The organism is Mesorhizobium sp. LSHC412B00, assembly GCF_000503035.1.
Taxonomy (GTDB): Bacteria; Pseudomonadota; Alphaproteobacteria; order Rhizobiales; family Rhizobiaceae; genus Mesorhizobium.
In genome coordinates this window covers 89808-113909 of the sequence record NZ_AYWB01000010.1, presented here as the reverse complement: position 1 = coordinate 113909, position 24102 = coordinate 89808, and the positions used below count along the sequence as shown (strand labels likewise).

Sequence of the window (24102 nt, the reverse complement as noted above, 5' to 3'; positions counted from 1 at the left end):
ACCGTCTAGCTTATCGCTGGCAGGTCCGGCAATAAAAGGTCGAGCGGCCGCTTTGCACGATGCGCTCGATGTGGCCGCGACAGCCGGGCGTCGGACAGGGCTCGCCTTCGCGATCGTAGACCGCGAAGGAATGCTGGAAATAGCCCAGCGACCCGTCTGTGTGCACATAGTCGCGCAGCGAAGACCCGCCGGCGGCGATCGCATCGGCGATCACCGAACGGATTGCCCCGGCCAGTCGTTCGCTCTGTTCCTTGGCCTTCTTGCTGGTCCCGGCGATGGTGCCTGCCTCGCGCAATGGCGAAAGGCCGGCGCGCCACAGCGCTTCCGACACATAGATATTGCCGAGCCCGGCAATCAGCTTCTGGTCGAGCAGCGCCGCCTTCAACGGCGATCTGCGGCCCTTCAGCAGAGAGGCGAGCAGGGCGCCTTCCAGCGCATTGCCGGTCGGCTCGACGCCCAGTCCCGCCAGCATCGGATGCGCGTCGGCCAGGCCTTCCGCAAACAGCATGAAGCCGAAGCGACGCGGGTCGTTGAAGACCACGCGAGACTGGACGCCGACAGGCGACACGACATGGAACACCACATGGTCGTGCTTGGCATCCTTCGAGCGCTCTTGATGGAACGTGCCGGGCGTCTCTTTCTCATCGGCGGTCTCGATGCGGAACGAGCCCGACATGCCGAGATGGCAGATCAGCACCGGGCCATCGTCCAGGTGTATGGTGAGATATTTGGCGCGGCGGCCAAGCGCGATGACCGTCTTGCCGGTCAGCCGCTGCGCAAATTTCGCCGGAAACGGAAATCTGAGATCGGGCCGGCGCGCCTCGACGCGTACGATCCGCGCGCTTTCCAGAACCGGCTGCAGGCCGCGCCGGACGGTTTCGACCTCGGGCAGTTCAGGCATGGCCGCCTATCGCCGCATGGAAGGAAGCGCCGTGGCGGCCGCGCGCCAGCTTGAGGTGTTCGGCGACCGTCTCGCCGATATCGGCGAAGGTGGTCCTGAGCCCGATGTCGCCGCCCGTGAGACCCGGTGCGGTGCCGATGACCGGGACGCGTTCGCGCGTGTGGTCGGTGCCTCGCCATGTCGGATCGTTGCCATGGTCGGCGGTGAGGACGAGCAGATCGCCCGGCTTCAGCTTTGCCAGTGCCTCGGGCAGCCGGCGGTCGAAGGCTTCGAGCGCTGCAGCATAGCCGGCGACGTCGCGGCGATGGCCGAAATCGGTGTCGAAGTCGACGAAATTGGCGAACACCAGGTCGCCGTCGCCGGCATCGTCCATCGCACCCAGCGCCTTGTCGAACATTGCCATGTTGCCGGGCGCCTTGCGTACTTCCGAGATACCGCGGTGGGCGAAGATGTCGCCGATCTTGCCGACCGCGATCACCCGGCTGCCGCGCCCGGTCAAGCGGTCGAGCAGCGTCGGCTCAGGCGGCGGCACGGCGTAGTCATGGCGGTTGTAGGTGCGCTCGAAGGTGGCCGATGTTTCGCCCAGGAAAGGCCGTGCGATCACCCGTCCGATCTTCAGCGGATCGACTAGCCGGCGTACCGTCTTGCAGAACTCGTAGAGCCGCTCCAGGCCGAAATGAACTTCGTGCGCTGCTATCTGCAGGACTGAATCGACCGAGGTGTAGCAGATCGGCTGGCCGGTGCGGATATGCTCCTCGCCGAAGCGCTCGATGATCTCGGTGCCGGGCGCATGGCAGTTGCCGAGAATGCCCGGCACCTTGCCCTCGCGGATCATCGCTTCGGTCAGTTCGGCAGGGAAGGCGGGCACCTTATCGGGGAAATAGCCCCAGTCGAACCGCACGGGCAGCCCGGCGATTTCCCAGTGACCCGACGGCGTATCCTTGCCGCTCGAAATCTCCTGCGCGGCGCCGTGGAAAGCGGAGGCTGAAACAGCGGCTTTGCTGTCGAATTGGAAGCCGGTTGCGGTTTCTGCTGCGCGGCCGAGACCGAGCGAAACCATGGTGGGCACCTTCAGCGGTCCCTCGCGCAGGCCCTCGCGATCGGCGCGGGCTTCCGCGCAGGCCAGCGCGATATGTCCGAATGTGTTCGAGCCGGCGTCGCCATAGGGTTCGGCATCGGCGGCGCCGCCAATGCCGAAAGAATCGAGAACGAAGAGGAAAGCGCGTGCCATCGGTGCCGTCATTGCCAGTCTGGTTGACCAGACATAAGGTCCCGTCGCGGCATTGGCAAATCGTAAACCAGGCGGCAACGGCCTGACGCGATGGTCGCGAAGTCGGGCAGGCGCGCTGTACGCATCCTTGAGACATGCGATGCGCTTCAAGGAACGGCGTGCGGGGCATGGATCGATGAGACGGGCTGACCTCGGTTGGAGTGCACTGGCGACCACTGTAGCGCTGCTGGCCTCGCAGCTCGCCGCGCACGCCGACTGGCGCGACCAGATCGGCACGTTTCGGATCGGCATCGTTGCCGAGCCGGGCGCCGGCAACACGGTTCCGGGTCTGGCCATGCTGACTGACGCCTACGGCAGGGCGCTCGGCATGAAGGTGGAATTCGTCGTCGCGCATGACTATGCGGCGCTGATAGAGGCACAGGCCAATGGCCAGATTCAGTACGCGGTCTATTCGGCGACCGCCTACGCCACCGCCTCGGAGCGCTGCGGCTGCGTCGAACCTCTTGTGGCGCCGGTCGATGCCGACGGTGCCACGGGCATCCGCTCCGTGCTTTTGACGCGCGACGGCAGGCTTTCCGATCTCGCGGCCCTGGAAACGCACCGCATCGCCATGGCGCCTTCCGACAATGTCGGCGGTTCGCTTCTACCGCTCGCCGGGCTGGCGGCCGACGGCATCAAGATCAGCCAGGATGCGCCATTCCTCGCTCATGCCGGCTCGGCTGCCGCCGCAGAAGCGATGCTGGTCGATGGCCAGGCCGATGCCTTGTTCGGCTGGGAGCGGGCCACGGCGGAAAACCGGACGGCGATTGCTGGCGATCAGCCGGCTGATCCGGACGGCACGGCGGCGCGACTGGAGGCGGCGGGCATTCCAGAAGCCGCGCTCCAGATCATCTGGACCTCCGGCGTGCTCAGATACGGCCCTCACGCCGTCCGCAGCGATCTCGACCCCGAAGCCAAACGCCGACTGACCGTCTTCCTCACCAATCTCAGATCGCAGTCGCCGGAAGTCTACGATTTCGTGGAATCGAGACATTCGGGAGGGTTCACGCTCGCCGCTGCGAGTGACTATGCGATGGCCGATTCCATCGTGCGCCTGGTGTCGGGCAGCACCGACAGCGGCGCGCAATGAACCCGGGTTGAATGGGTAGAACTGCTTCAGCAATCGCTGCAGGGGATCGACGTGGCCCGGCGCGGCCTGAGATAGTAGGTTTCGCTCATCGTTATCTTGCCTTTGTTGAAGGCCGAGATAAATCCGAGCGGCTTTTCGGAGCCTTCCGACCAGGAGATGATCGGTTGGTATGCTAGAGTGGTTTTGACACGAATGAGGAAAGTCCCCGCAACATTGAGCGTCGCCGGAACGGTGGTGGAAGTTGTCGGGTTGGAGTCGCGGCCAGTCTTCCCATCCAGCACGCTCCAGGACCACGCCACCTTTGCTTGCGGTATCGGATTGTTCGGGTCGGTTCTGATGTCGATTGCCGTAATGGAGATATTGGCGACCGAGCGGTTGTAAGGCTGAAGGCTGGAGTTGCCGATCTTCATGATGTCGGTGAGATCTGCGTTGACCACCGACGTTTGCTGCGTGACGAGGTCGGCAACCATGGAGCTGATGCGGCTGACCTTCTTGCTGGCCTCGATGGCTTGCGAGGCCTCCATGGTAATGAAATACATGATCAGCAAGACAGGCACGATGAGGGCAAACTCGACGGCCGCTATGCCGCGCCGATCGGAAAAAAACCGCGCCGCTCTCTTCCAGACAACCGACATCCCCGGATGTGCCCCCGCACGAAACATGCACTTTTCCTTTTGCTTACACGTGCAAACTCAGTTGTCGAATGGCTCGTTTTGCCACGTTGTCGTCGCGTAATGCAGAGTCTTGCCGCCATCCATATTCGACATGTATTGAGCCATGAAATCGGTCATGACCGGCCAAGGGTAAAAGACCCGCAGCATGTTCTTTGATTCTGCCGGACCTATTGTAGGGGTCCCGAAAGCCGGGTCCTTGCCTGTATCCGGATCCTTGCCCGTCAGCGTGATGGTCGAGCCGGAAATCGTGAAACCCGCACTGGCTGCCCCGGCAAAGGTCTTGAACGGGCGCAGATCCACCAGCAAACCGGGGCAACCCTTCGCGACAATGATCTCGAGTCTGGCGCAGACCAAGCCCTTCAGCTTCTCTTCCGTCACATCGGCTTGCCTCAACTGGCCAGTACGCAACTGACGGGCGATATCATCGGTGATGTTGGCCATCACCTCCTGTCCGGCAAATGAAACGCAGCTCTCGAGGATGGCGAAGACGAGAGCCGCAAACGGTAACGCAAGCATCGCGAATTCTATCGCCGTGCTGCCGCGCCGATCACCAAGGAAAAGACGGGCAAACGTCACGCGCCCTGCCTTGACCTTGCAGATCTCGCGTTCTGAATCCTCGTCCAAAACGTCGCCCCTATCCCGTTCCTACCGATCCTGATGCGGTACCGTCAGCACCACTATCAAGAACCCATTTAGCTCCGGTTTGAATGACCGTTAAATTCGACCAGGCGACATTAACCGGCCGCTAACCGACGCGGCTTTCCCGAGACAATCAAGCCAACTGAGGCGCTTACTGCCCAGCGCTCATCTCGGCTTCGGACGACTTTTCCGAGTCGCTCTTGTACGAGCTTTCGCAATAGGGCGTGCAGGACATGGTCTGTACCGAGGCGCGCCTGTAGATACGCACGGACGACGCGTCCTGGCGCACCACGGTCACCTGCTCGTCGACGATCGGGCTGCCATCGTGGTCGAGGACAACCAGATTGGTGACGCCGAACCCCTTGCCGGTCAGCACGATCGTCGATGCATCCTGGACGGAGGCGTCGGCAATCGCCGGATTGCCGACGACGATGGTGTCGGCGGGGCGTGTCAGTTTGACGATCTTGGCCTGATTCATCGTCACTTCGATGCCGGCTCCGGCCTTGGCCGGCAGCACAAAAGCCGGGACGGCGAGAAGCGCGACAAGCAGGAATGACGATTTCATGGCAGTCATCAAGGCGCTCCACAGCGGCAAAACTTGTTCAAAGAAACATGAAGGAGATTGGTGAACCAACGGTTAAACCTTGACCGTCGCCGGGGTATTCGCACCAATCTTGCTGCCAGCTAATATAACAATGCATCCTGCCGATAGCCGTGAGATTACAGCTTTTCACGGGCAGGCGAGCTACTTTCCAGCGTTTAGTTTACGGTTAACCACGCAAGCTGTTCGAAGCGGGAAAGGAATCGGTAAGGCTGTTTATTAAGCCGATTGAAAGAGCTTCTCCGTAGATTGGCAGCATCCGATCAACCACCACAGAAGTTGACGGAAGTGCTGTAACACGTGGAGTAGGAGCTCTCGAATGTCTAATCTCATCGCACGTTTCGCGAAGGACGAATCCGGCGCGACCGCTATCGAATACGGTCTGATCGCAGCTCTCATCGCGCTTGCCATCATGGTTGGCGCTGGTCAGCTCGGCAATGCCCTGAACAACAAGTTCAAGGACATCGCGGATTGCGTGAAGGATCCGACGAACGCTGCTTGTAAGTAATAGTCTAGCATCCTGTTTCGACGGGTAGACTGGAAGGGCCGCCTCGCTGGCGGCCCTTTTGTCTTTGAAGATCGTTTGGCTTTGGTCTTTGCTGCGCCGCTTGGCGCCCTAACATTTCCCGGGATTTGCCCCGCATCAGCAGAACTCACCAATCCTTAACCCAAGCCGCCTAACCTGCAGCCATCGTTGCCTTTCCAACCATGAGAGACCGATGCTCAACGCGCTGATCTTCGTTGTCTTTCCGTTTTGCATGCTTTTTGCGGCGATCTCCGACGCGCTGTCGATGACAATCTCCAATCGGGTGCCGGCGCTGCTTGTGGCCGTCTTTGCCGTGGTTGCGCCACTGACGGGTATGGACTGGGCAACTTACGGCTGGCATTTCGCCGCCGGCGGCCTGGTGCTGGCCGTGACTTTCGGTCTGTTTGCGCTCGGCGGCATGGGCGGAGGCGATGCCAAGCTTTTGGCAGCCACGTCCATCTGGATGGGGCTCAACATTCACCTTGTCAATTACCTCGTCGCTTCGACGTTCATCGGTGGCATGCTGACGCTCGCCATTCTCTTCTATCGGAAATCGCCGCTGGCGACCTACACCAGTCACAATCCGGTCCTGCGCCATTTCGCCGACGAGATGAATGGCGTTCCCTATGGCATCGCACTCGGCATTGGCGGGCTGCTGACCTATCCCGATTCGCCCTTGATGGAATGGGCATTGGCAAGGTTGGCGACCTGATGTAGCGAACCTCCTCTGCCCTTTCGGCATCGATCCTGAAGAGGCGGCTTAGCCGCCTTTTTCATTTGTTGGAGCATGGTCGTGTAATTATGTAAACCTTGAATTAATCACGATCGTAAGCATTGTATTAACCTTGTTTTGACGATTGCCGCTGCAAAGTCCGGCCTGGCTAGGTGGTTGCCTAAAGGCGAGGGTTCGGACAGATGCCAGCATCCCGACTGATCATTCTGGGCGTGGCGGTGGCCGCGGCGGGTGGTGCAGGTTATGTTGCCAAGAATATGGTGGCGGTCCCGCCCCAGCAGGTCGTCGTCGATGCCCCGCAGGCGCCGGCCATCGCCTTGCAGGATGTGCTCGTGCTTTCCGGCGACGTGCCTATGGGAAGCCCGCTTGAAAACAATCTCAGCTGGGAGTCCTGGCCGTCCGATGGCATCAATGCGAATTTCATCACCCGTGCCGCCGAACCCGAAGCGCGGGAGAAGCTGAAGGGCTCCGTCGCCCGCATGGCGATGTACACCGGTGAGCCGCTGCGGCGCTCCAAGCTGATCGGCGAGGGGCAGAGCTTCATGTCTTCGATCCTGCCCACCGGCATGCGTGCCGTCGCCACCGCGATCTCGGCCGACACGTCGGCAGGCGGCTTTATCCTGCCTAACGATTTTGTCGACGTCATCATGACCCGCAGATCCGACACCGGCAACGCCGGTAGCGGATTCACCACCGAGACCATCCTCAAGAACATCCGCGTCCTGGCGATCGATCAGACCATCCAGGAGGACGAGGAAGGCAAGAAGACCAGGGTCGGACAGACGGCGACGCTGGAGCTGACGCCGCAGCAGGCCGAGATCATCACCGTCGCCCAGCAGATGGCCGATCGCCTGACGCTGGCGCTGCGCTCGATCACCGACAACAAGGAAAAGGGTACCGATGAAGCCGACTACCTCGTTTCCGGCAATGGGCGACGCGGAACGGTGCGGTTGATCAAATCGGGCGAAGTTTCCGAAGTAGGGGCAAGGAAATGAGGTTAGTCGCTAGACTGCCGGTCACCACGGCTGCGGCCATCGGCCTGCTTTTTCTCGGAGCCCATGCAAGTGGCCTTGTCTACGCCAAGGCCGCCGGAAAGAGCGTCGGGGTCACGGCCTCGTCGGCCACGCAACGTGTCAAGCTTGGCCTCAACAAATCGGTGGTCATCGATCTGCCGAGCGACGCCTACGACATCCTGGTCGCCAACCCCGCGGTCGCCGATGCGGTGACCCGCACCGCAAGGCGGATCTATCTGTTCGGCAAGTCGGTGGGCGAAACCAACATCTTCGTCTTCGGTCCCAATGGCAAGCAGATCGCCAGCCTGGATCTGGCCGTCGAACGCGACGTCGCCGGATTGGAAGATTATCTCAAGCGCTTCCTTCCGAATGCCGAGATCAAGGTCGAGTTGCTGAACGACAACGTCGTCCTGACCGGGACGGTGGACACGCCGCTCGATGCCAAGCGCGCCGTCGATCTGGCAACCATCTTCGTGTCCGGCGGTGAAGCGACGACCGGTCAGTATTCGCAGACCGCGGCGGGCGGCAATGCCAATGGCGGCGTCGACATCAACAATCCGGATGCCGAACGCCGGGTCTCGAAGATCGTCAACCTGCTGCAGATCATCGGCGACGACCAGGTGACGCTGAAGGTGACCGTGGCCGAAGTCAGCCGCTCGGTGATGAAGCAGCTCGGCGTCAACATGGTTGGCAAAGGCAGCTCCAACGGCATCAGCTTCAATGCGACCAGTGACACCTTCCCCGGCCTAGGCAAGCCGTTGTCGAGTTCGGGGGTCAATTTCGCCACCTCGGCTCTGCAGGGCTACATCACTGCGATGGAGCAGTCCGGCGTCATGAAAACGCTGGCCGAGCCTACTTTGACGGCCGTCTCCGGCGAGAAGGCGACCTTCAGGGTCGGCGGCGAGTACAATATGGTCAGCGCCGTTACAAACGCCAAGTCGGACGCCAATCAGAATGCCGACAGGGTTTGGACGGCTCAGAAAATCGAATACGGCATCGGCCTGGAATTTCAGCCTGTGGTGCTGTCGCCCGGTCGCATCAGCCTGAAGGTCAGGACGTCGGTTTCTGAACCGACCACCGAAGGCGCGGTCTCTTTCGGAGACACCAACGTCATATCGCTGCGCAAACGTTTGGCCGACACGACCGTGGAACTGCCTTCGGGTGGATCGATGATGATAGCCGGCCTCGTCCGCGACGACGTCAGGCAGGCGGTTAACGGCTTGCCCGGACTGACCAAGATCCCGGTGCTCGGCACGCTGTTCCGCAGCCGCGATTTCGTCCGCAACGAAAGCGAGTTGGTCATCATCATCACGCCTTATCTGGTGCGGCCGGTGGCGCGCAACGACCTGGCCAAGCCGGATGACAATTTCAACGCCGCTGGCGATGGCCCGGCCATGTTCCTTGGCCGCGTCAACCGCGTCTACGGCACCATGCAGACAGACAAGCCCAACGGCCGCTACCACGGCGTTGTCGGCTTCATCTACAAGTAAGCGGGGAGCGGACATGTCTCAGTCAGCATCGAAGGCAATGGCGGTCGCCGCGACAGTGCGGTCCGGCCGTGCCCGGATCAGCCGATCGGCAATGCCGATCCTGGCGATCGCGATCGCCGCCTCGCTCGCCGGTTGCGCCAAGCGCGACAGCATCACGGTTGGGGCGATTCCCGATGATTATCGCACCACGCATCCGATCGTGATTGCCGAGAAGAACCAGAAGCTGGACCTCCCGGTCGGCGCCGGCGATCGCGGCATGACCGGCTCGCAGCGCGACACGCTTCTGGGCTTCCTTGACCGCTACGACAGGAGCGCTGCCCCGGCGCTGACGATCGCAATCCCGATCGGCTCGGCCAATGAGGTGGCGGCGACTGCCGCGGCGCGCGATTTCGCCAGGCTGGCGGTTGCCGGCGGCATCAAGCGAAACCGGATCGTGGTGACCTCCTACCAGTCGGTTTCCCCAGAAGCCTCGGCGCCTATCCGCGTTTCCTATATTTCGGTGAGAGCCCAGACCGACAAATGCGGGCGCTGGCCCGAAGACATCCTCGCAACCTCCGAAAACAAGCACTACGCCGATTACGGCTGCTCCTCTCAAAACAACCTCGCTGCGCAACTCGCCAATCCGGCCGATCTGCTCGGGCCAAGAAAGTCGTCCGATATCGACGCCGAGAACCGCGGCGCGGTGATCGACGTCTATCGCGGCAGAGGTATTTCGGACGAGTTCCTCGGCAGTTCGGAAGTGACGTATTAGGAGCGCCGGTCCCGCGTAGAGCCGGAACGAGAAGTTACGGAAAAGAGCATGACGATGAGCAATCTTGCCTACGACACGCCCGGAGACGGCGGCGACAGCTCGCAATCGGATATTGCCGCGATGCAGGCGCTGCGGCCGGTGCCGCGTATTTCGATCCAGGCATTTTGCGAGACGGAAGGTGTCGCGCATCCGGTGGAGCGGGCCGGCGAGGATCGCCGCATGGCCAAGGCGCATCTGAAAGTGCATATGGGCGGCATCGCCACGGCGATCGAATTCTACCAGTCGGCGCCGACGCCGAACCTGATCCTGCTGGAATCGCGCAGCGAACCGAAGCAGTTGCTGGAGCAGCTTGCCCAGCTTTCCGAATATTGCGATCCCTCCTCGAAAGTCGTGGTGATCGGCCACTACAACGATGTCGGTCTTTACCGCGAACTCATCCGCTTCGGTATTTCCGAATATGTCATCGCGCCGGTGTCGATGGCCGATATCGTCTCCGTGGTTTCATCGATCTTCGTCGATCCGGAAGCCGAGCCGATCGGCCGCTCGATCGCCTTCATCGGCGCCAAGGGCGGCGTCGGCTCCTCGACCATCGCCCACAATGTAGCGTGGGCGATGTCATCGCTGTTCAAGTCGGAAGTGGTCGTCGCCGATCTCGACCTGGCTTTCGGGACGGCCAACATAAATTTCGACCAGGACCCTGCGCAAGGCATCGCCGAAGCCGTGTTTTCGCCCGAACGAGTTGACGAGGTCTATCTCGACCGGCTGCTTGCCCAGTGCGCCGAACATCTGTCGCTGCTCGCCGCGCCCTCCACCCTCGAACGTGTCTATGATTTCGATCCCGATGCCTTCACGCAACTCATCGACACCGCGCAGCGCAGTGTGCCGCTGCTGGTGCTCGACGTTCCTCATGTCTGGACTGGCTGGACCAAGAACACACTGATCAAGGCTGACGAGATCGTCATCACGGCGACGCCGGAACTGGCCAATCTGCGCAACACCAAGAATCTGGTCGATATGCTGACGCGGCTTCGCCCGAACGATCCGCCGCCGAAACTGATCATCAACCAGGCCGGCGTACCGAAGCGACCCGAGATATCCGCTTCCGACTTCGCCGAACCGCTCAGCCTCACGCCGATGTCGGTCATCGCCTTCGACCCGTTGTTGTTTGGAAATGCCGCCAACAACGGCCGCATGCTGGGCGAGATGGATGCCAGGAGCCCGGTCGTCGGCATGATCAACGAAATCGCGCATGTCCTGACCGGTCGCAGCGAAATCAAGGCCAGGAAGAAGGCAGGCCTTGGCGGCCTGCTCGGCAAGCTCTCGCGTAACAAGAAATGACGCTCCCCTCCAAATCAAGAAGTAGAGCATGATGTCGTCCGAAAACCGCTTCGGCATCATGTTCTGGACGGAATTGGTAGTCGATCATGTTTGGTAAAAGAGGCTCCGACGACGGCGGCCGGTTCACCCCGGAGTTCCGTCAGCCAGCACCGGCGCCAGCGGCGCCGGCCACTGCAACGCCTGCGGACATGGCGGTACTTGCCCGGCCGGCGGCAGCGCCGCCTGGAGCGCCGGGAACCCCGCCAACTCGCCGTGCCGTTGAGGCGCCATCGATGGCGCCGGAGCCGCCAAAAAAGATCCAGCGCGAAAAAAGTGAAACCTACTACGACACCAAGAGCCAGGTCTTCTCCGCGCTCATCGACACCATTGACCTGTCGCAACTCGCCAAGCTCGATCCCGAGAGCGCGCGCGAGGAAATCCGCGACATCGTCAACGACATCATCGCCATCAAAAATTTCGCAATGTCGATCGCCGAGCAGGAAGAGTTGCTCGAGGACATCTGCAACGATGTGCTGGGCTACGGCCCGCTGGAGCCGCTGCTCGCCCGCGACGATATCGCCGACATCATGGTCAACGGCTCCAAGAACGTCTACATCGAAGTCAATGGCAAGGTCGAACAGACCGGCATCCGCTTCCGCGACAATCAGCAGCTGCTCAACATCTGCCAGCGCATCGTCAGCCAGGTTGGCCGCCGCGTCGACGAATCGAGTCCGATCTGCGACGCCCGCCTACCCGACGGCTCCCGCGTCAACGTCATCGCCCCGCCGCTCTCCATCGACGGCACCGCGCTCACCATCCGCAAGTTCAAGAAGGACAAGCTGACGCTCGATCAGCTGGTCAAGTTCGGCGCCATCTCGCCGCAGGGCGCCGAGATCCTCAAGATCATCGGCCGCGTCCGCTGCAACATCGTCATCTCCGGCGGTACCGGCTCCGGCAAGACGACGCTGCTCAACTGCCTGACCAACTATATCGACCGCGAAGAACGCGTCATCACCTGCGAAGACTCGGCCGAACTGCAACTGCAGCAGCCGCACGTGGTGCGTCTCGAAACCCGCCCGCCCAATCTCGAGGGCGAAGGCGAGGTGACAATGCGCGACCTGGTCAAGAACTGCCTGCGCATGCGGCCCGAACGCATCATCGTCGGCGAAGTGCGCGGACCGGAGGTTTTCGACCTGCTGCAGGCGATGAACACCGGCCATGATGGGTCGATGGGAACGATCCACTCCAACAGCCCGCGCGAATGCCTGAACCGTATCGAATCGATGATCGCCATGGGCGGCTATTCGCTGCCGCAGAAGACCGTGCGTGAAATCGTCGTCGGCTCCATCGATGTCATCATCCAGGCAGCACGCCTTCGCGACGGCTCGCGCCGCATCACCCACATCACCGAGGTGATCGGCATGGAAGGCGACGTCATCATCACGCAGGATATCGTGCTCTACAACATCAAGGGCGAGGACTCGAATGGAAGGCTGCTTGGCGAGCACGTGTCGACCGGCATCGGCCGTCCGCACTTCTGGGATCGCGCCCGCTACTATGGCGAGGAACAGCGCCTCGCCAATGCGCTGGAATCGATGGAGAAACGCGCTGACTGACGCATATCGAGGTTGGAAGCAATTCCAGAAAAAGTGTGAAGCGGTTTTCCCGGGAAAAGCGCGTAGTGCTTTCCCTTGGGAATTGCGTCAAAACAAAGCGATAGCGCATATCGCCGTTTCCTTGAAACGGCGATATGCGCTGGGGACCGAGGTCGATGTTCGGAATTGACACCACCGTACTGGCGTTCATCGTGCTCGCCGGCTTCAGCGCCGGTGCGGTCGCCTATGCCTTCCTGTTCACCAAGATGAGCAACGAGAAGCAGGCCGGCAAGCGGCTCGAGACGATCAAGGCCGCCGAGACCGATCGTTCGGTCGTCAAGGCTTCGCGCGACCGTGTCGCGGAGGCGGTCAAGCGGCGTAAATCTGTCCAGGACACGCTGAAACAGCTCGACGAAAAGCAGAAAACCAACGAACTCGCCGTCAAGAAGCCGCCGTTAAAGGCCCAGATTCGTCAGGCCGGCATGCAGGTCTCGATCGAGCGTTTCTATATCTACTCCGTCATTTGCGGCATCGCGCTGACGGTGCTTGCCTATCTCGCCGGCGCGCCGCTTCTGGTCCTGCCGGGCGCGCTGCTGGCGGGGGCGCTCGGCCTGCCGCGCTGGTTCGTCTCGTTTCGCCGCGCGCGCCGGGTCAAGGCGTTCCTCAACGAATTTCCCAACGCCCTCGACATCATCGTGCGCGCCGTCAAATCCGGCCTGCCGCTCAACGACGCCATTCGCCTGATCGCCAGTGAATCGCCGGAGCCGGTCAAGACCGAGTTCCGCCGGATCGTCGATTCACAGCAGATTGGCATGTCCATCCCCGATGCCACCTTGCGCATGGCTGAAACCATGCCGTGCAGCGAGGCAAGCTTCTTCGGCATCGTTATTCAGATCCAGTCACAGGCCGGCGGTAATCTCTCCGAGGCGCTTGGCAACCTGTCGCGCGTGCTTCGCGATCGCAAGAAGATGAAGGCCAAGGTCCAGGCGCTTTCCATGGAAGCCAAGGCGTCGGCCGTCATCATCGGCGCGCTGCCTTTTGTCGTCGCCCTTCTCGTCTATCTGTCGAGCCCGAACTACATCATGCCGCTGTTCACCACCAGCACCGGCAATCTGATCCTCGGCTGTTCCGGCGTCTGGATGTCGATCGGCATTCTGGTGATGCGCAAGATGATGAACTTTGAAGTTTAGGCCGACCTTGGAAAGCTCGAAACGAAAAGACTGAAAACGAATGACCGACCAAGTCGTAAAATCGCTGACCGATCCTGCCTTCCTGATAGCGTTGCTGGTTGGCATTGCGGTGTTCGCGACCGTCTTCACGGTGCTGCCGGCCCTTGGTGGCAATCAGCTCAAGACTCGCATGAGATCGGTGGCGCTGGAGCGTGACGAATTGCGCGCCAAGCAGCGCGCGCGGCTTGCCAATGAAGCCGATCGTCGCCGCAAGGGGCTGCGCGAAGAGCAGTCGATCGGCATGCGCAACATCGTCGACAGGCTGGACCTGCGGCGTGCGTTGGCCGATGAAGGCACGTTGCAGAAGCTCAAGGTGGCGGGCTTTCGTGGCCAGAACCCGCTGACCCGCTTCCTGTTCTTCCGCCTGATCCTGCCTTTTGTCGGTTTCGCGCTGGCAGCGATCTATCTGTTCGTGCTCGGCGGACTGCCGGACCGGCCGGCCTTCGTGAAACTGTTCGTCTGCATCCTTGTCGCCTACGCCGGTTTCTACGCGCCGATCCTTTACGTCAACAATCGTGCCGCCAAGCGCAAGCAGTCGATCCAGGCGGCGTGGCCGGATGCGCTCGACCTGATGCTGATCTGCGTCGAATCGGGCATGTCGGTCGAGGCCGCCTTGCGCAAGGTCTCCGAGGAGATCGGTTCGCAGTCGGTGGCGCTGGCGGAGGAATTCGTGCTGACCAACGCCGAACTCTCTTATCTGCAGGAGCGCAAGCAGGCTTATGAAAACCTCTCGGCTCGTACCGGCCTGGAGTCGGTGAAGTCAGTGTCCCAGGCGCTGGTCCAGGCCGAACGCTACGGCACACCCGTGGCGCACGCATTGCGCGTGCTGGCCTCGGAAAGCCGTGACATGCGCATGAATGCCGCCGAGAAGAAGGCCGCCGCCCTGCCGCCGAAGCTTACCGTGCCGATGATCCTGTTCTTCCTGCCGGTTTTGTTCGCCATCATTCTAGGCCCAGCCGGCATTCAGGTCAGTCAGCGCGGCATCTTCGGCGACCAGCACAATTCCTCAAGCCAGTAGGCCTCGGTTGCAGCCGTACAAAAGAGCCGCACTGCCAATGCAGTGCGGCTCTTGGTTTTCAGCGTTGATGCGTGGACGGATTTGCGCTGTGCGGAGCCGGCGCCCATGCGGCGCTCAGTTGGTCGCCGGCTTTGCCTTGTCCTGATCCTTGAGCTGACTCCAGGCGTTCTGCTGGGCAAGCATCTGGCGAAGATAGGCTACATTGGCTTGCGCCTGTTCGGGTGAAAGCTCCTGCGACGCGATCTTCTCGGCCTCGTCGAAGCGGCCCTGCAGTCCCACGACCAGCGCAAGGTTCTGGCGCACCCGGCTGTCGGCATTCGGTTGCTGGGCTGCCGAGCGCATATAGGTCTCGGCGGTGCGCAGATCGCCTTCCAGCACATAGGACATACCGAGATTGGAAAGGATCGAGGGTTCGTTCGGCTTTAGGTCCAGCGCCTTGCGGTAGTTCTGGCGCGCTTCATCCTTCTGGCCAAGCTGGTCGAGAATGGCGGCCTCGGCCGACATCAGCCGCCAGTCCGGATATTCCGGCGTCTGCGCCCGGCGCACGGCGTCGAGCGCCGGCTCGAACTGGCCGTTGGCGGCCAGCGCCTTGCCGTAGGCGGCAAGCACGTCGCGATCCTTGGGGTAGGCGATCGCCAGCTTGCGCATCACGGCAAGCGACTGGTCGGCATCGCCGTCCATCTGGAGCGCCGCCGCAAAATTTGTCGCCAGCCGCTTGTCGTTGGGGTTCTTTGCGTAGGATTCGCCCAGCCGCCCGGTCGCCCCGTGCAACTCGCTGGCCGACATGGTTTCCAGCGGTTTGCCGCTGGTGCGCCCGATCGAGCCGGTCGTGAGCTTGCTGGTTCCGCACCCGGCAACACCGGCCGCCAGCGCCATCAGCAGTGCCGTGGTGACCAACCGTTTGCCCGTGACGTTCATCCTGCGGTTGGTGGGCATCGGCACGGGGCTCTCCATTCCTGCGCGTGGCCATTCACGTGGCCATCTTCATCCCCGCAGAAATATTCTGTTAACCCTAACGGACAGTTAAAAAATGAGCCGTCGGATCGGTGAACGGCCCGCCGGAAGCCTTTGGCCTGGCAGTCCCATGCCGGCCCCTGTGCATAGATGTTGAAATCATCCGACGTCCCTGTCACTTGACTGAGGACGACCTGCAAGCCTCCCGGAGACCATCGAATGCCCGTCGAACTCATCGAGACACTAAACACTGCCCTGCCGGTCCATCTGGTCGCGAGCGATGGACTGGAGGCCTTGGGGCTTTCGCCTTCCATGACCGCATGGGCGGCCGCCAACGGCTTTTCCGGCGAAGCCGGTAGGACGCTCGCCGTTCCCGGCGACAACGGTTCCCTTGCCGGCGCCTTGTTCGGCGTCGGTGATGGCGAGGGCGCGCTGGCCGTCGGCATGCTGGCGAGAGCCTTGCCGGAAGGCGACTGGCATTTTGCCGCCGCTCCAGCCGAGCCGGAACTCGCGGCCATAGCCTTGGTGCTCGGCGGTTACGTCTTCACTCGCTACGGAAAGAAATCAGGCAAGACGCTGCGTTTTGCGCTGCCGCTCGGCGTAGATGCAGGACGCGTCCGGCGCATCGCCGACGGCGTCTTCCTGGCGCGCGACCTCGTCAACACGCCGACCAGCGACATGGGACCGGACGAGTTGGAGAAGGCCGTGCGGACCCTGGCGGCCACTCACAAGGCCGAGGTGTCGGTGATCAAGGGGGATGATCTCCTGAAGCAGAATTTCCCGATGATCCATGCGGTCGGCCGGGCCTCGGTCGGAGCGCCGCGACTGATCGACATGGTTTGGGGACCGGAAGGCGCGCCGAAGGTGACGCTGGTCGGCAAGGGTGTCTGTTTCGACACTGGCGGCCTCGACATCAAACCGTCGTCGGGCATGCTCTTGATGAAGAAGGATATGGGCGGCGCCGCCAATGTGCTGGGCCTGGCCTCGATGATCATGGCTGCCGGGCTGAAGATCCGGCTGCGCGTCCTGATCCCGGCGGTCGAGAATTCGATTGCCGGCAACGCTTTCCGGCCTGGAGATGTACTGACCAGCCGCAAGGGCATTACCGTCGAGATCGGCAACACCGACGCCGAAGGGCGGCTGGTGCTGGCCGATGCGCTGGCGCTGGCCGATGACGAGGAGCCGGAACTGCTGATCGACATGGCGACGCTGACCGGGGCAGCGCGTGTCGCGCTCGGTCCCGATCTGCCGCCTTTCTACACTGGCGACGAAGCGCTGGCGTCCGAACTGGCTGCGGCCTCGGTGGCCGTCGAGGATCCGTTGTGGCGCATGCCGTTGTGGCGGCCCTATGACGCCAGGCTGGCGTCGAAGATCGCCGACATCAACAACGTCACCACGGACGGTTTCGCCGGCTCGGTCACCGCGGCGCTGTTCCTCAAGCGCTTTGTCGAACGGACAACGGGCTGGGCGCATTTCGACATCTTCGCCTGGAACCCGTCCGATCGCCCCTATGGACCCGCCGGCGGCGAGGCGCAAGGCATCCGTGCACTGGAGCGGGTCATTTCGAGGCGCTATGCCTAGGGTCGTGAGCAAAGCACACTGCCTCTAAACTGAAACGGAACCGAAACAATTTGCCGTCATGCTCGCGCGATGTCGATTTCGATGCGTCCGAGCCAGGCGATGCGACTATGGCAGCAGGTGATGCTGTCGCAGGTGCGCGCCGGCGCGCCAGATCTCACCATGCGCCAGACGGCGATCCTGTTCACCATCTATCTCGACCCGCCGCCGCACACGGTGCGCGGCCTGGCAGCCCGCCTCAATGTCACCAAGCCGGTCATCACCCGCGCCCTCGACACTATGGGTGCGCTGAAACTGGTGTCACGCCATCGCGACGAGCTCGACAAGCGCAATGTGCTGATCCGGCGCACGGTCGAAGGCGCGCTCTTTGTCGAGCGCTTCGGGGATGGTATCGTTGCCAGGGCTCATGAACTGCCCATCTGATCAATCCATGAATTAGAACGAGTACCGATTTGACTGCCAGGGATGCCCGCCTCCACGCCTTCCGTTCCGACCTCGCCGATGCAAGGCTGAAAGGGGAGGTTTCGGCCGATCGCTTCGTCACCGGCCGTCGGGCTCGGATCACGGCCTCCGTGGCTGACGTGCGCAAGGCACCGCGCCCGGATGCCGGCGTCAACACGCAGGTACTGTTCGGCGACGATGTGCTTGTCTTCGAGGAAGCCGAAGGCTGGGCCTGGGTCCAGGCCGAACGCGACGGCTATGTCGGCTACGTCGGCGCCACCATGCTGGGCGCACGCGAGCATGCGCCAACCCACATCGTCACGGCGCCGCGCACTTTTCTCTATCCAGGCCCGGATCTGCGCTTTCCGATCAGCGGGCAATTGTCGATGGGCTCGACGGTGACGGTGAGGGGCGCTGCCGAAACGCGCGGCACGCACTATGCGCTGTTGCCTTCCGGCGAGGCGCTGATCGCCGGCCATGTGCGCCCGGTCAGCGATATCGCCGCCGACTATGTCTCGGTCGCCGAGATGTTTATCGGCACGCCCTATCTCTGGGGCGGCACCTCCGGCTTCGGCATCGACTGTTCTGGCCTCGTGCAACTGGCCATGCGCATGGCCGGCCGCAATGTGCTTCGAGATTCCGACATGCAGGCGGCAGGCCTGGGCGAGCCGCTCGATCCGGGATCCGATTATGCCGGGCTAAAACGCGGTGACCTCGTGTTCTGGAAGGGGCATGTCGCCGTTATGACCGACGCCGAGACCATGATCCACGCCAACGGCCACACCATGCTGGTCTCGCGCGAAGGGCTGAAGGATGCGGTTGATCGGATTGGGTATCTCTATGGCGGGCCGACTGGGTTTCGGCGGCCTTAGCGCCTCTTCCTTCGCCCCGTTCACGGGGAGAAGGTGCCCGAAGGGCGGATGAGGGGCGGCGCCAGCGATTGAAAGCTCGCGCTGTCCCTCACGTGCCTGCCGGCATCCTCTCCCCGTACGGGGTGAGGGCAACTCACCCGATCACCTTTTGTTCCGATTTTCCTTGGCGATCGCGCGCCGTCGCGCTACCTCTTTCGCGTGACCGAGCAGCCGCGCCTTGCCAAACAAAATGCCGCCGTCCTTCTGCCCGAGCCATTCATCAGATGGTTTGGCGAAAAAGGCTGGTCGCCGCGCGCTCACCAGATCGAGCTGCTGGCGAAGGCTCAAGCCGGGCAATCGGTGCTCTTGATCGCACCGACCGGCGCCGGCAAGACACTGGCCGGCTTCTTGCCATCGTTGACCGAACTGGCCAACCGCCCCAGACGCAAAGCCGGTATGGCACGGCGCGTCATCCATACGCTCTACATCTCGCCGCTGAAGGCGCTGGCCGTCGACATCGAGCGCAACCTCGGCAAGCCGGTGGAGGAGATCGGCCTGCCCGTCACCATCGAGACGCGCACCGGCGACACGCCTTCCCACAAGCGGCAGCGCCAGAAGCTGGCGCCGCCCGATATCCTGCTCACCACGCCCGAGCAATTGGCGCTGCTGATTGCGGCCGGCGATGCCGGGCGCTTCTTCGAGGATCTGCGCTATGTCGTGCTCGACGAGTTGCATTCGCTGGTGACATCGAAACGCGGCCATCTGCTGGCGCTCGGGCTGGCGCGGCTGCGCAGCATCGTGCCCGGCCTGCAGACGATCGGTCTGTCGGCAACGGTGGCCGAGCCCGACGAGTTGCGGCGCTGGCTGGTGAGCCAGAATCCGCCCAAAGGCTTGGCAAGTCCCGATATGTCTGAGCTCATCGTCGTAACCGGCGGCGCGAAGCCCGAAATCTCGATCCTCGATTCGGAAGAGCGCGTGCCATGGGCCGGCCATTCGGCGCGCTATGCGACGCCGGAAATCTACCGCGAGATCAAGCGCCACAAGACCACCCTGCTGTTCGTCAACACCCGCAGCCAGGCCGAGCTGCTGTTTCAGGAATTGTGGCGGGTCAACGAGGATACCTTGCCGATCGCGCTGCATCACGGCTCGCTCGATGTCGCCCAGCGCCGACGCGTCGAGAAGGCGATGGGGGAAAACGCGCTCCGTGCCATCGTCGCCACCTCGACGCTCGACCTTGGCATCGATTGGGGCGATGTCGATCTGGTCGTCCATGTCGGCGCGCCCAAGGGCGCCAGCCGGCTGGCGCAGCGCATCGGCCGCGCCAATCACCGCATGGACGAGCCGTCGAAGGCGATCCTGATCCCGGCCAATCGTTTCGAGGTGCTGGAGTGCCGGGCAGCGCTGGACGCCAACTATCTGGGCGCCCAGGATACGCCGCCGCTGGTCAATGGCGGGCTCGATGTGCTGGCCCAGCATGTGCTGGGCTGCGCCTGCGGAGCGCCGTTTCGCGCCGACGATCTCTACGAGGAAGTGCTGACAGCAGCGCCCTATGCCAGCCTCGACCGGCCGACATTCGACCGCGTCATTGATTTCGTCGCCACCGGCGGCTACGCACTGAAGAACTACGAGCGCTACGCCCGCATCCGCCTCAACAAGGACGGCATGTGGCGGGTCTCCAATCCCCGCGTCGCGCAGCAATATCGGCTGAACGTCGGCACCATCATCGAGGTGCCGGCGCTCAATGTGCGTTACGTCAAGGCCGGCAGCAAAGGCTCGGCTTCGCACGGCGGCCGAGCTCTGGGCAAGATCGAGGAGGCCTTCCTCGAAACGCTGACGCATGGCGACACCTTCATGTTTGCCGGCAAAGTGCTGCGCTTCGAAGGCATCCGCGAGAACGAATGCTTCGTCTCGAATGCGCCGGGAAGCGACGCCAAGGTTCCTTATTATGGCGGCGGCAAATTTCCGCTTTCGACTTACCTCGCCGAGCAGGTGCGCGCCATGCTGGACGACCCGCAGCGCTGGAAGAAGCTGCCCGAGCAGGTATCGGACTGGCTGCGGTTCCAGGCCGACAAATCGGTATTGCCCAAACGCGACGACCTCTTGATCGAGACCTTTCCGCGCGGCAACCGTCACTATCTCGTCGCTTATCCTTTCGAGGGCAGGCTGGCGCACCAGACGCTAGGCATGCTGCTCACCCGCCGCCTGGACAGGGCCGGCGCCAGGCCGCTTGGCTTCGTCGCCACCGACTACGCATTGGCCATCTGGTCGCTGGGCGATATGGGCGCGATGTTCAAATCGCGGAAACCTTCGCTTGGCGCTCTGTTCGACCAGGACATGCTGGGCGACGACCTCGAGGCTTGGCTGGCCGACAGCTGGCTGCTCAAGCGCACCTTCCGCAACTGCGCGCTGATTTCAGGCCTGATCGAGAAGCGTCACCCCGGCCAGGAGAAAAGCGGCCGCCAGGTCACCGTCTCGACCGATCTGATCTATGACGTGCTGCGCAGCCATGAACCCGACCACATCCTGCTGCAGGCGACGCGCGCCGACGCGGCGACCGGTCTGCTCGATGTCAGCAGACTTGCCGACATGCTCTCGCGTATCCAGGGTCGAATCGTGCATAAGGCACTCGAACAGATATCGCCGCTGGCCGTGCCGATCATGCTCGAAATCGGCAAGATGCCGGTGAACGGCGAGGCCGACGAAACGCTGCTGATGGATGCCGCGACTTTGGTCGAGGAAGCCATGGGTCCTGGGATGGTTGAGGAATGAATTTTTCGCTGGCGCGGGCATCGCTGATCGCCGAGGCCGACTTTGTCGGCATCGCGGGCGAGCGCGCGGTCTGTGATTCGCGCGGCGTGCTCTATTTCCCCGATCTGAGGCTGCTCGCGGTCTCCGACCTGCATCTGGAAAAGGGCTCGTCCTTCGCCAGGCGCGGCGCACTGATCCCGCCCTACGATACCGACGCCACTCTGCTCCGGCTGCAGGCGGTAATCGCGGACTACCAGCCGGCCATCGTCATCAGCCTGGGCGACTCCTTCCACGACGGCGGCGGCGCCGAGCGCATGCATCAAACCTTCCGCGATCGGCTGGAAGCATTGATGGCCGGCCGCGACTGGTTCTGGGTCGCCGGCAACCATGACCCGGAAGCGCCGGCGGATTTGCCCGGCGAGACGGTGCGCGAACTCGCCATCGGCTCGCTGCTGTTCCGCCACGAGCCGTCGAAGATAAGAACCGAGGGCGAAGTTGCCGGCCATCTTCACCCTTGCGCCCGCATCGTCCAGCAGGGCCGCTCGGTGCGGCGGCGCTGCTTTGCCGGCGATGGCGGCCGCATGATCATGCCGGCCTTCGGCGCTTATACCGGCTCGCTCAACGTGCTCGACCACGCCTATGCCGGCCTGTTCCGCCGCGAGACGTTGATGGCCTATATGATGGGCGCCGCGCGCATCTTCGCCATTTCCGGTTCGATGCTGCGGCCGGGCTAAGTTTCTACGGTATAAGCACGGTTGCGCCTGTCGTCTGCCGTGCCTCGAGCCGGCGATGCGCCTCCGCCACTTCGGCAAGCGGCATGCTTGTGTGCACCGGGATTTTCACTGCGCCGCTGAGGACGACGCTGAACAGATCCTCGCTCATGGCGACAACGTCCTCACGTCTGGCGAGATGATGGAACAGCAACTGCCAGGTGGCGAACAGCGAACCCTTTTGCATCAAAAGCATGATGTCGAATGGCGGGATCGACCCCGACGCCGTGCCGTAGCTGACGAAGGTGCCGAACGGCCGCAGGCAGTCGAGCGAGGCGGGGAAGGTCGCATTGCCGACGCCGTCATAGACGACGTGGCAGCCTTCGCCGTTGGTGACCTCTTTCACCCGTGCGGCGAAATTCTCTTTGCTGTAGTCGATGACATGGTCGCAGCCATTGGCGCGCGCAAGTTCGGCCTTTTCGGGTGAACCGACCGTGCCGATGACGGTCGCGCCGAGATGTTTGGCCCATTGCGTCAGGATGAGGCCGACGCCGCCCGCCGCGGCATGCACCAGGATGGTATGGCCCGCCTCGACGCGAAACGTGCGGCGCAGCAGATATTGCGCCGTCAGCCCTTTCAGCATCATCGCCGCACCTGTCTCGAAATCGATGGCGTCGGGCAGATGCACGACGAAATGCGCTGGCACGATGCGTTCTTCGGCATAGGCGCCGAGGGTCTCGACATAGGCGACTCGGTCGCTAGGCGCGAAGCCGCTGACGCCTTCACCGACGGCGACGATTTCGCCGGCGCCTTCATTGCCGGGAATGAATGGCAGAGCGGGCGGCGCGTATTCGCCGGTGCGAAAATAGATGTCGACGAAGTTGAGACCGACCGCCCGGTTGCGCACGCGCACCTCGCCCGGTCCGGGCTGGCCGATGTCGACATCTTCGTAGGCGAGCACATCTGGCCCGCCATGGCGGTGAACACGGATCGCTTTCATGGTTTTCTCCCCTGCGCTGTTCTCTTGAGTGTGAGATAGCGCGTGGCGAGATATCATCGTAGACTGATACCTATGACATCAGAGTTCAAACAAAATGATATCTGAGCAGATCGGCCTCGACCTTCTCCGCACCTATGTCGCGGTCTGCCGGCAAGGTAGCCTGAGCAGGGTCGCCGCGCAGACCGGCAAGACCCAATCGGCGATGAGCATGCAGATGCGCCGGCTGGAGGGCCTGCTCCAACGGCACTTGTTCCAGCGCACCGGCCGCGGCGTTGTGCCGACTGCGGAAGGCGAGCTCTTTCTGGGATACGCGACCCGCATCCTCGCTCTCGGCGATGAAGCAGTGGCGCGTCTGCAGCAGGCTAGCATTGGCGGCGGCGTGCGTATTGGTCTTGCCGAAGAGGTCACCACGGCCGCGCTTTCGGCCGCGCTTGGGCGGCTGCATCGCACCTATCCCGACATCAGCCTCGACGCGATGGTCGAGCACAGCGTCGCGCTGGGACGGCTGTGGAGCGAGGATGCGCTGGATGTCATGATTGCCCCGACATCCGTCGTCGCGGCCGATGCCGTGACGACATGGAACGTCGAACTGCAGTGGGTCTGCGCCCAGGATTATGTGCTGGACCATGACCGGCCACTCGATCTCGCCGCCTTCGGCGCAACCTGCCCTTGGCGCAGGCGGATGATCGAGGCGCTGGTCGCCGCCGGCCGGGAGCACCGGATCGCCTTGTCATGCCAGAGCGTCACCGGCCTTCAGGCTGCGATCGAGAACGGACTGGGCGTTGGACTGCTTCCGCCCGAATCCGTGCGCACCGCTTCGATGCGGGTGCTGAAGACGTCAGCCGGCCTGCCCGAGCCGCTCACGGTCCAATACGGCCTTTACGCGCACGACCGCAGGACAGCTGTAATCGATGCCGCGATCGAAATCCTGCTTAAGGATTTGCCGGCGGCGCCACGAGCACGGGCCGCCTGA

General features: G+C 62.6%; 24 protein-coding genes. 16 read left to right on the top strand and 8 right to left on the bottom strand.

Translation table 11 applies throughout. The features are described from left to right. Positions 1 to 10: 10 nt before the first annotated feature. Positions 11 to 901, bottom strand: a complete 891-nt coding sequence (gene mutM / locus X757_RS145780) for a bifunctional DNA-formamidopyrimidine glycosylase/DNA-(apurinic or apyrimidinic site) lyase (protein ID WP_023726851.1) — start codon at positions 899 to 901, stop codon at positions 11 to 13. After that, positions 894 to 2132, bottom strand: a complete 1239-nt coding sequence (locus X757_RS145785; RefSeq protein WP_023726850.1) for a phosphopentomutase — start codon at positions 2130 to 2132, stop codon at positions 894 to 896. Before X757_RS145785 ends, mutM begins: the two co-directional genes overlap by 8 nt. 175 nt (positions 2133 to 2307) lie before the next feature. Between X757_RS145785 and X757_RS145790 the strand changes: the two genes are divergently transcribed. Then, positions 2308 to 3261, top strand: coding sequence for a PhnD/SsuA/transferrin family substrate-binding protein (locus tag X757_RS145790; RefSeq protein WP_023726849.1), 954 nt, complete (start codon positions 2308 to 2310; stop codon positions 3259 to 3261). A 26-nt stretch (positions 3262 to 3287) separates the two neighbouring features. Here the strand turns inward: X757_RS145790 and X757_RS145795 are convergent, their stop codons facing one another. The 3 genes from X757_RS145795 to X757_RS145805 form a co-directional block, all read right to left on the bottom strand. Beyond that, positions 3288 to 3923 (bottom strand): TadE/TadG family type IV pilus assembly protein, encoded by a 636-nt coding sequence (locus X757_RS145795; RefSeq protein ID WP_023699476.1) that lies wholly within the window; start codon positions 3921 to 3923, stop codon positions 3288 to 3290. Between the two features lie 30 nt (positions 3924 to 3953). Then, positions 3954 to 4559 (bottom strand): TadE/TadG family type IV pilus assembly protein, encoded by a 606-nt coding sequence (locus X757_RS145800; RefSeq protein WP_023699477.1) that lies wholly within the window; start codon positions 4557 to 4559, stop codon positions 3954 to 3956. A gap of 166 nt (positions 4560 to 4725) precedes the next feature. Further along, entirely contained in the window at positions 4726 to 5148 is a 423-nt protein-coding gene (locus X757_RS145805) for a pilus assembly protein N-terminal domain-containing protein (RefSeq protein ID WP_023681988.1), read from the bottom strand. Between the two features lie 346 nt (positions 5149 to 5494). Here X757_RS145805 and X757_RS145810 point away from each other — a divergent pair, with 346 nt between their 5' ends. The 9 genes from X757_RS145810 to X757_RS145850 all read left to right on the top strand — a co-directional run bounded on the left by X757_RS145810 (position 5495) and on the right by X757_RS145850 (position 14847). Further along, the gene (locus X757_RS145810) at positions 5495 to 5683 is read left to right on the top strand and encodes a Flp family type IVb pilin (protein ID WP_023699479.1); all 189 of its coding nucleotides are present in this window, start codon (positions 5495 to 5497) and stop codon (positions 5681 to 5683) included. Between the two features lie 211 nt (positions 5684 to 5894). Next, positions 5895 to 6413 carry a prepilin peptidase gene (locus X757_RS145815; protein ID WP_023699481.1) on the top strand — a complete coding sequence of 173 codons (519 nt, stop codon included), beginning with the start codon at positions 5895 to 5897 and terminating at the stop codon, positions 6411 to 6413. Between the two features lie 203 nt (positions 6414 to 6616). Further along, the gene (gene cpaB / locus X757_RS145820) at positions 6617 to 7429 is read left to right on the top strand and encodes a Flp pilus assembly protein CpaB (protein ID WP_023688721.1); all 813 of its coding nucleotides are present in this window, start codon (positions 6617 to 6619) and stop codon (positions 7427 to 7429) included. Then, positions 7426 to 8937 carry a type II and III secretion system protein family protein gene (locus X757_RS145825; protein WP_023726848.1) on the top strand — a complete coding sequence of 504 codons (1512 nt, stop codon included), beginning with the start codon at positions 7426 to 7428 and terminating at the stop codon, positions 8935 to 8937. Before cpaB ends, X757_RS145825 begins: the two co-directional genes overlap by 4 nt. A gap of 13 nt (positions 8938 to 8950) precedes the next feature. Continuing rightward, complete coding sequence (locus X757_RS145830; RefSeq protein ID WP_023726847.1) at positions 8951 to 9688, top strand: CpaD family pilus assembly protein; 738 nt, start codon at positions 8951 to 8953, stop codon at positions 9686 to 9688. A gap of 54 nt (positions 9689 to 9742) precedes the next feature. Next, positions 9743 to 11026 (top strand): CpaE family protein, encoded by a 1284-nt coding sequence (locus tag X757_RS145835; protein ID WP_023726846.1) that lies wholly within the window; start codon positions 9743 to 9745, stop codon positions 11024 to 11026. An 86-nt stretch (positions 11027 to 11112) separates the two neighbouring features. Beyond that, on the top strand, positions 11113 to 12621 hold the full coding sequence (locus tag X757_RS145840) for a CpaF family protein (protein ID WP_023688717.1): 1509 nt from the start codon (positions 11113 to 11115) through the stop codon (positions 12619 to 12621). Between the two features lie 155 nt (positions 12622 to 12776). Next, on the top strand, positions 12777 to 13790 hold the full coding sequence (locus X757_RS145845) for a type II secretion system F family protein (protein ID WP_023669592.1): 1014 nt from the start codon (positions 12777 to 12779) through the stop codon (positions 13788 to 13790). Between the two features lie 40 nt (positions 13791 to 13830). Continuing rightward, complete coding sequence (locus tag X757_RS145850; RefSeq protein WP_023696714.1) at positions 13831 to 14847, top strand: type II secretion system F family protein; 1017 nt, start codon at positions 13831 to 13833, stop codon at positions 14845 to 14847. Between the two features lie 114 nt (positions 14848 to 14961). Here X757_RS145850 and X757_RS145855 read toward each other — a convergent pair whose 3' ends face one another. Continuing rightward, positions 14962 to 15783, bottom strand: a complete 822-nt coding sequence (locus tag X757_RS145855) for a tetratricopeptide repeat protein (protein WP_023669594.1) — start codon at positions 15781 to 15783, stop codon at positions 14962 to 14964. A 237-nt stretch (positions 15784 to 16020) separates the two neighbouring features. On the opposite strand from X757_RS145855, the gene X757_RS145860 reads away from it, so the two are divergent. The 3 genes from X757_RS145860 (at position 16021) to X757_RS145870 (ending at position 18692) form a co-directional block, all read left to right on the top strand. Beyond that, positions 16021 to 17382, top strand: a complete 1362-nt coding sequence (locus X757_RS145860; RefSeq protein ID WP_023726845.1) for a M17 family metallopeptidase — start codon at positions 16021 to 16023, stop codon at positions 17380 to 17382. Positions 17383 to 17451: 69 nt separating this feature from the next. Beyond that, entirely contained in the window at positions 17452 to 17802 is a 351-nt protein-coding gene (locus tag X757_RS145865; RefSeq protein ID WP_023669596.1) for a MarR family winged helix-turn-helix transcriptional regulator, read from the top strand. 29 nt (positions 17803 to 17831) lie between these two features. After that, positions 17832 to 18692 carry an NlpC/P60 family protein gene (locus X757_RS145870; protein WP_023681976.1) on the top strand — a complete coding sequence of 287 codons (861 nt, stop codon included), beginning with the start codon at positions 17832 to 17834 and terminating at the stop codon, positions 18690 to 18692. A 141-nt stretch (positions 18693 to 18833) separates the two neighbouring features. Here the strand turns inward: X757_RS145870 and X757_RS1000000169025 are convergent, their stop codons facing one another. Then, positions 18834 to 19028 (bottom strand): hypothetical protein, encoded by a 195-nt coding sequence (locus X757_RS1000000169025; protein ID WP_245260071.1) that lies wholly within the window; start codon positions 19026 to 19028, stop codon positions 18834 to 18836. Between X757_RS1000000169025 and X757_RS145875 the strand changes: the two genes are divergently transcribed. After that, positions 18936 to 21440 carry a ligase-associated DNA damage response DEXH box helicase gene (locus X757_RS145875; protein ID WP_245275080.1) on the top strand — a complete coding sequence of 835 codons (2505 nt, stop codon included), beginning with the start codon at positions 18936 to 18938 and terminating at the stop codon, positions 21438 to 21440. The two genes, X757_RS1000000169025 and X757_RS145875, sit on opposite strands and share 93 nt — an antisense overlap. Further along, entirely contained in the window at positions 21437 to 22153 is a 717-nt protein-coding gene (gene pdeM, locus X757_RS145880) for a ligase-associated DNA damage response endonuclease PdeM (protein ID WP_023726843.1), read from the top strand. Before X757_RS145875 ends, pdeM begins: the two co-directional genes overlap by 4 nt. A 4-nt stretch (positions 22154 to 22157) precedes the next feature. Here pdeM and X757_RS145885 read toward each other — a convergent pair whose 3' ends face one another. Continuing rightward, positions 22158 to 23129: a quinone oxidoreductase gene (locus tag X757_RS145885; RefSeq protein WP_023726842.1), complete on the bottom strand. Its 972-nt coding sequence runs from the start codon at positions 23127 to 23129 to the stop codon at positions 22158 to 22160. 94 nt (positions 23130 to 23223) lie between these two features. Here X757_RS145885 and X757_RS145890 point away from each other — a divergent pair, with 94 nt between their 5' ends. After that, positions 23224 to 24102 (top strand): LysR substrate-binding domain-containing protein, encoded by an 879-nt coding sequence (locus tag X757_RS145890; RefSeq protein ID WP_023726841.1) that lies wholly within the window; start codon positions 23224 to 23226, stop codon positions 24100 to 24102.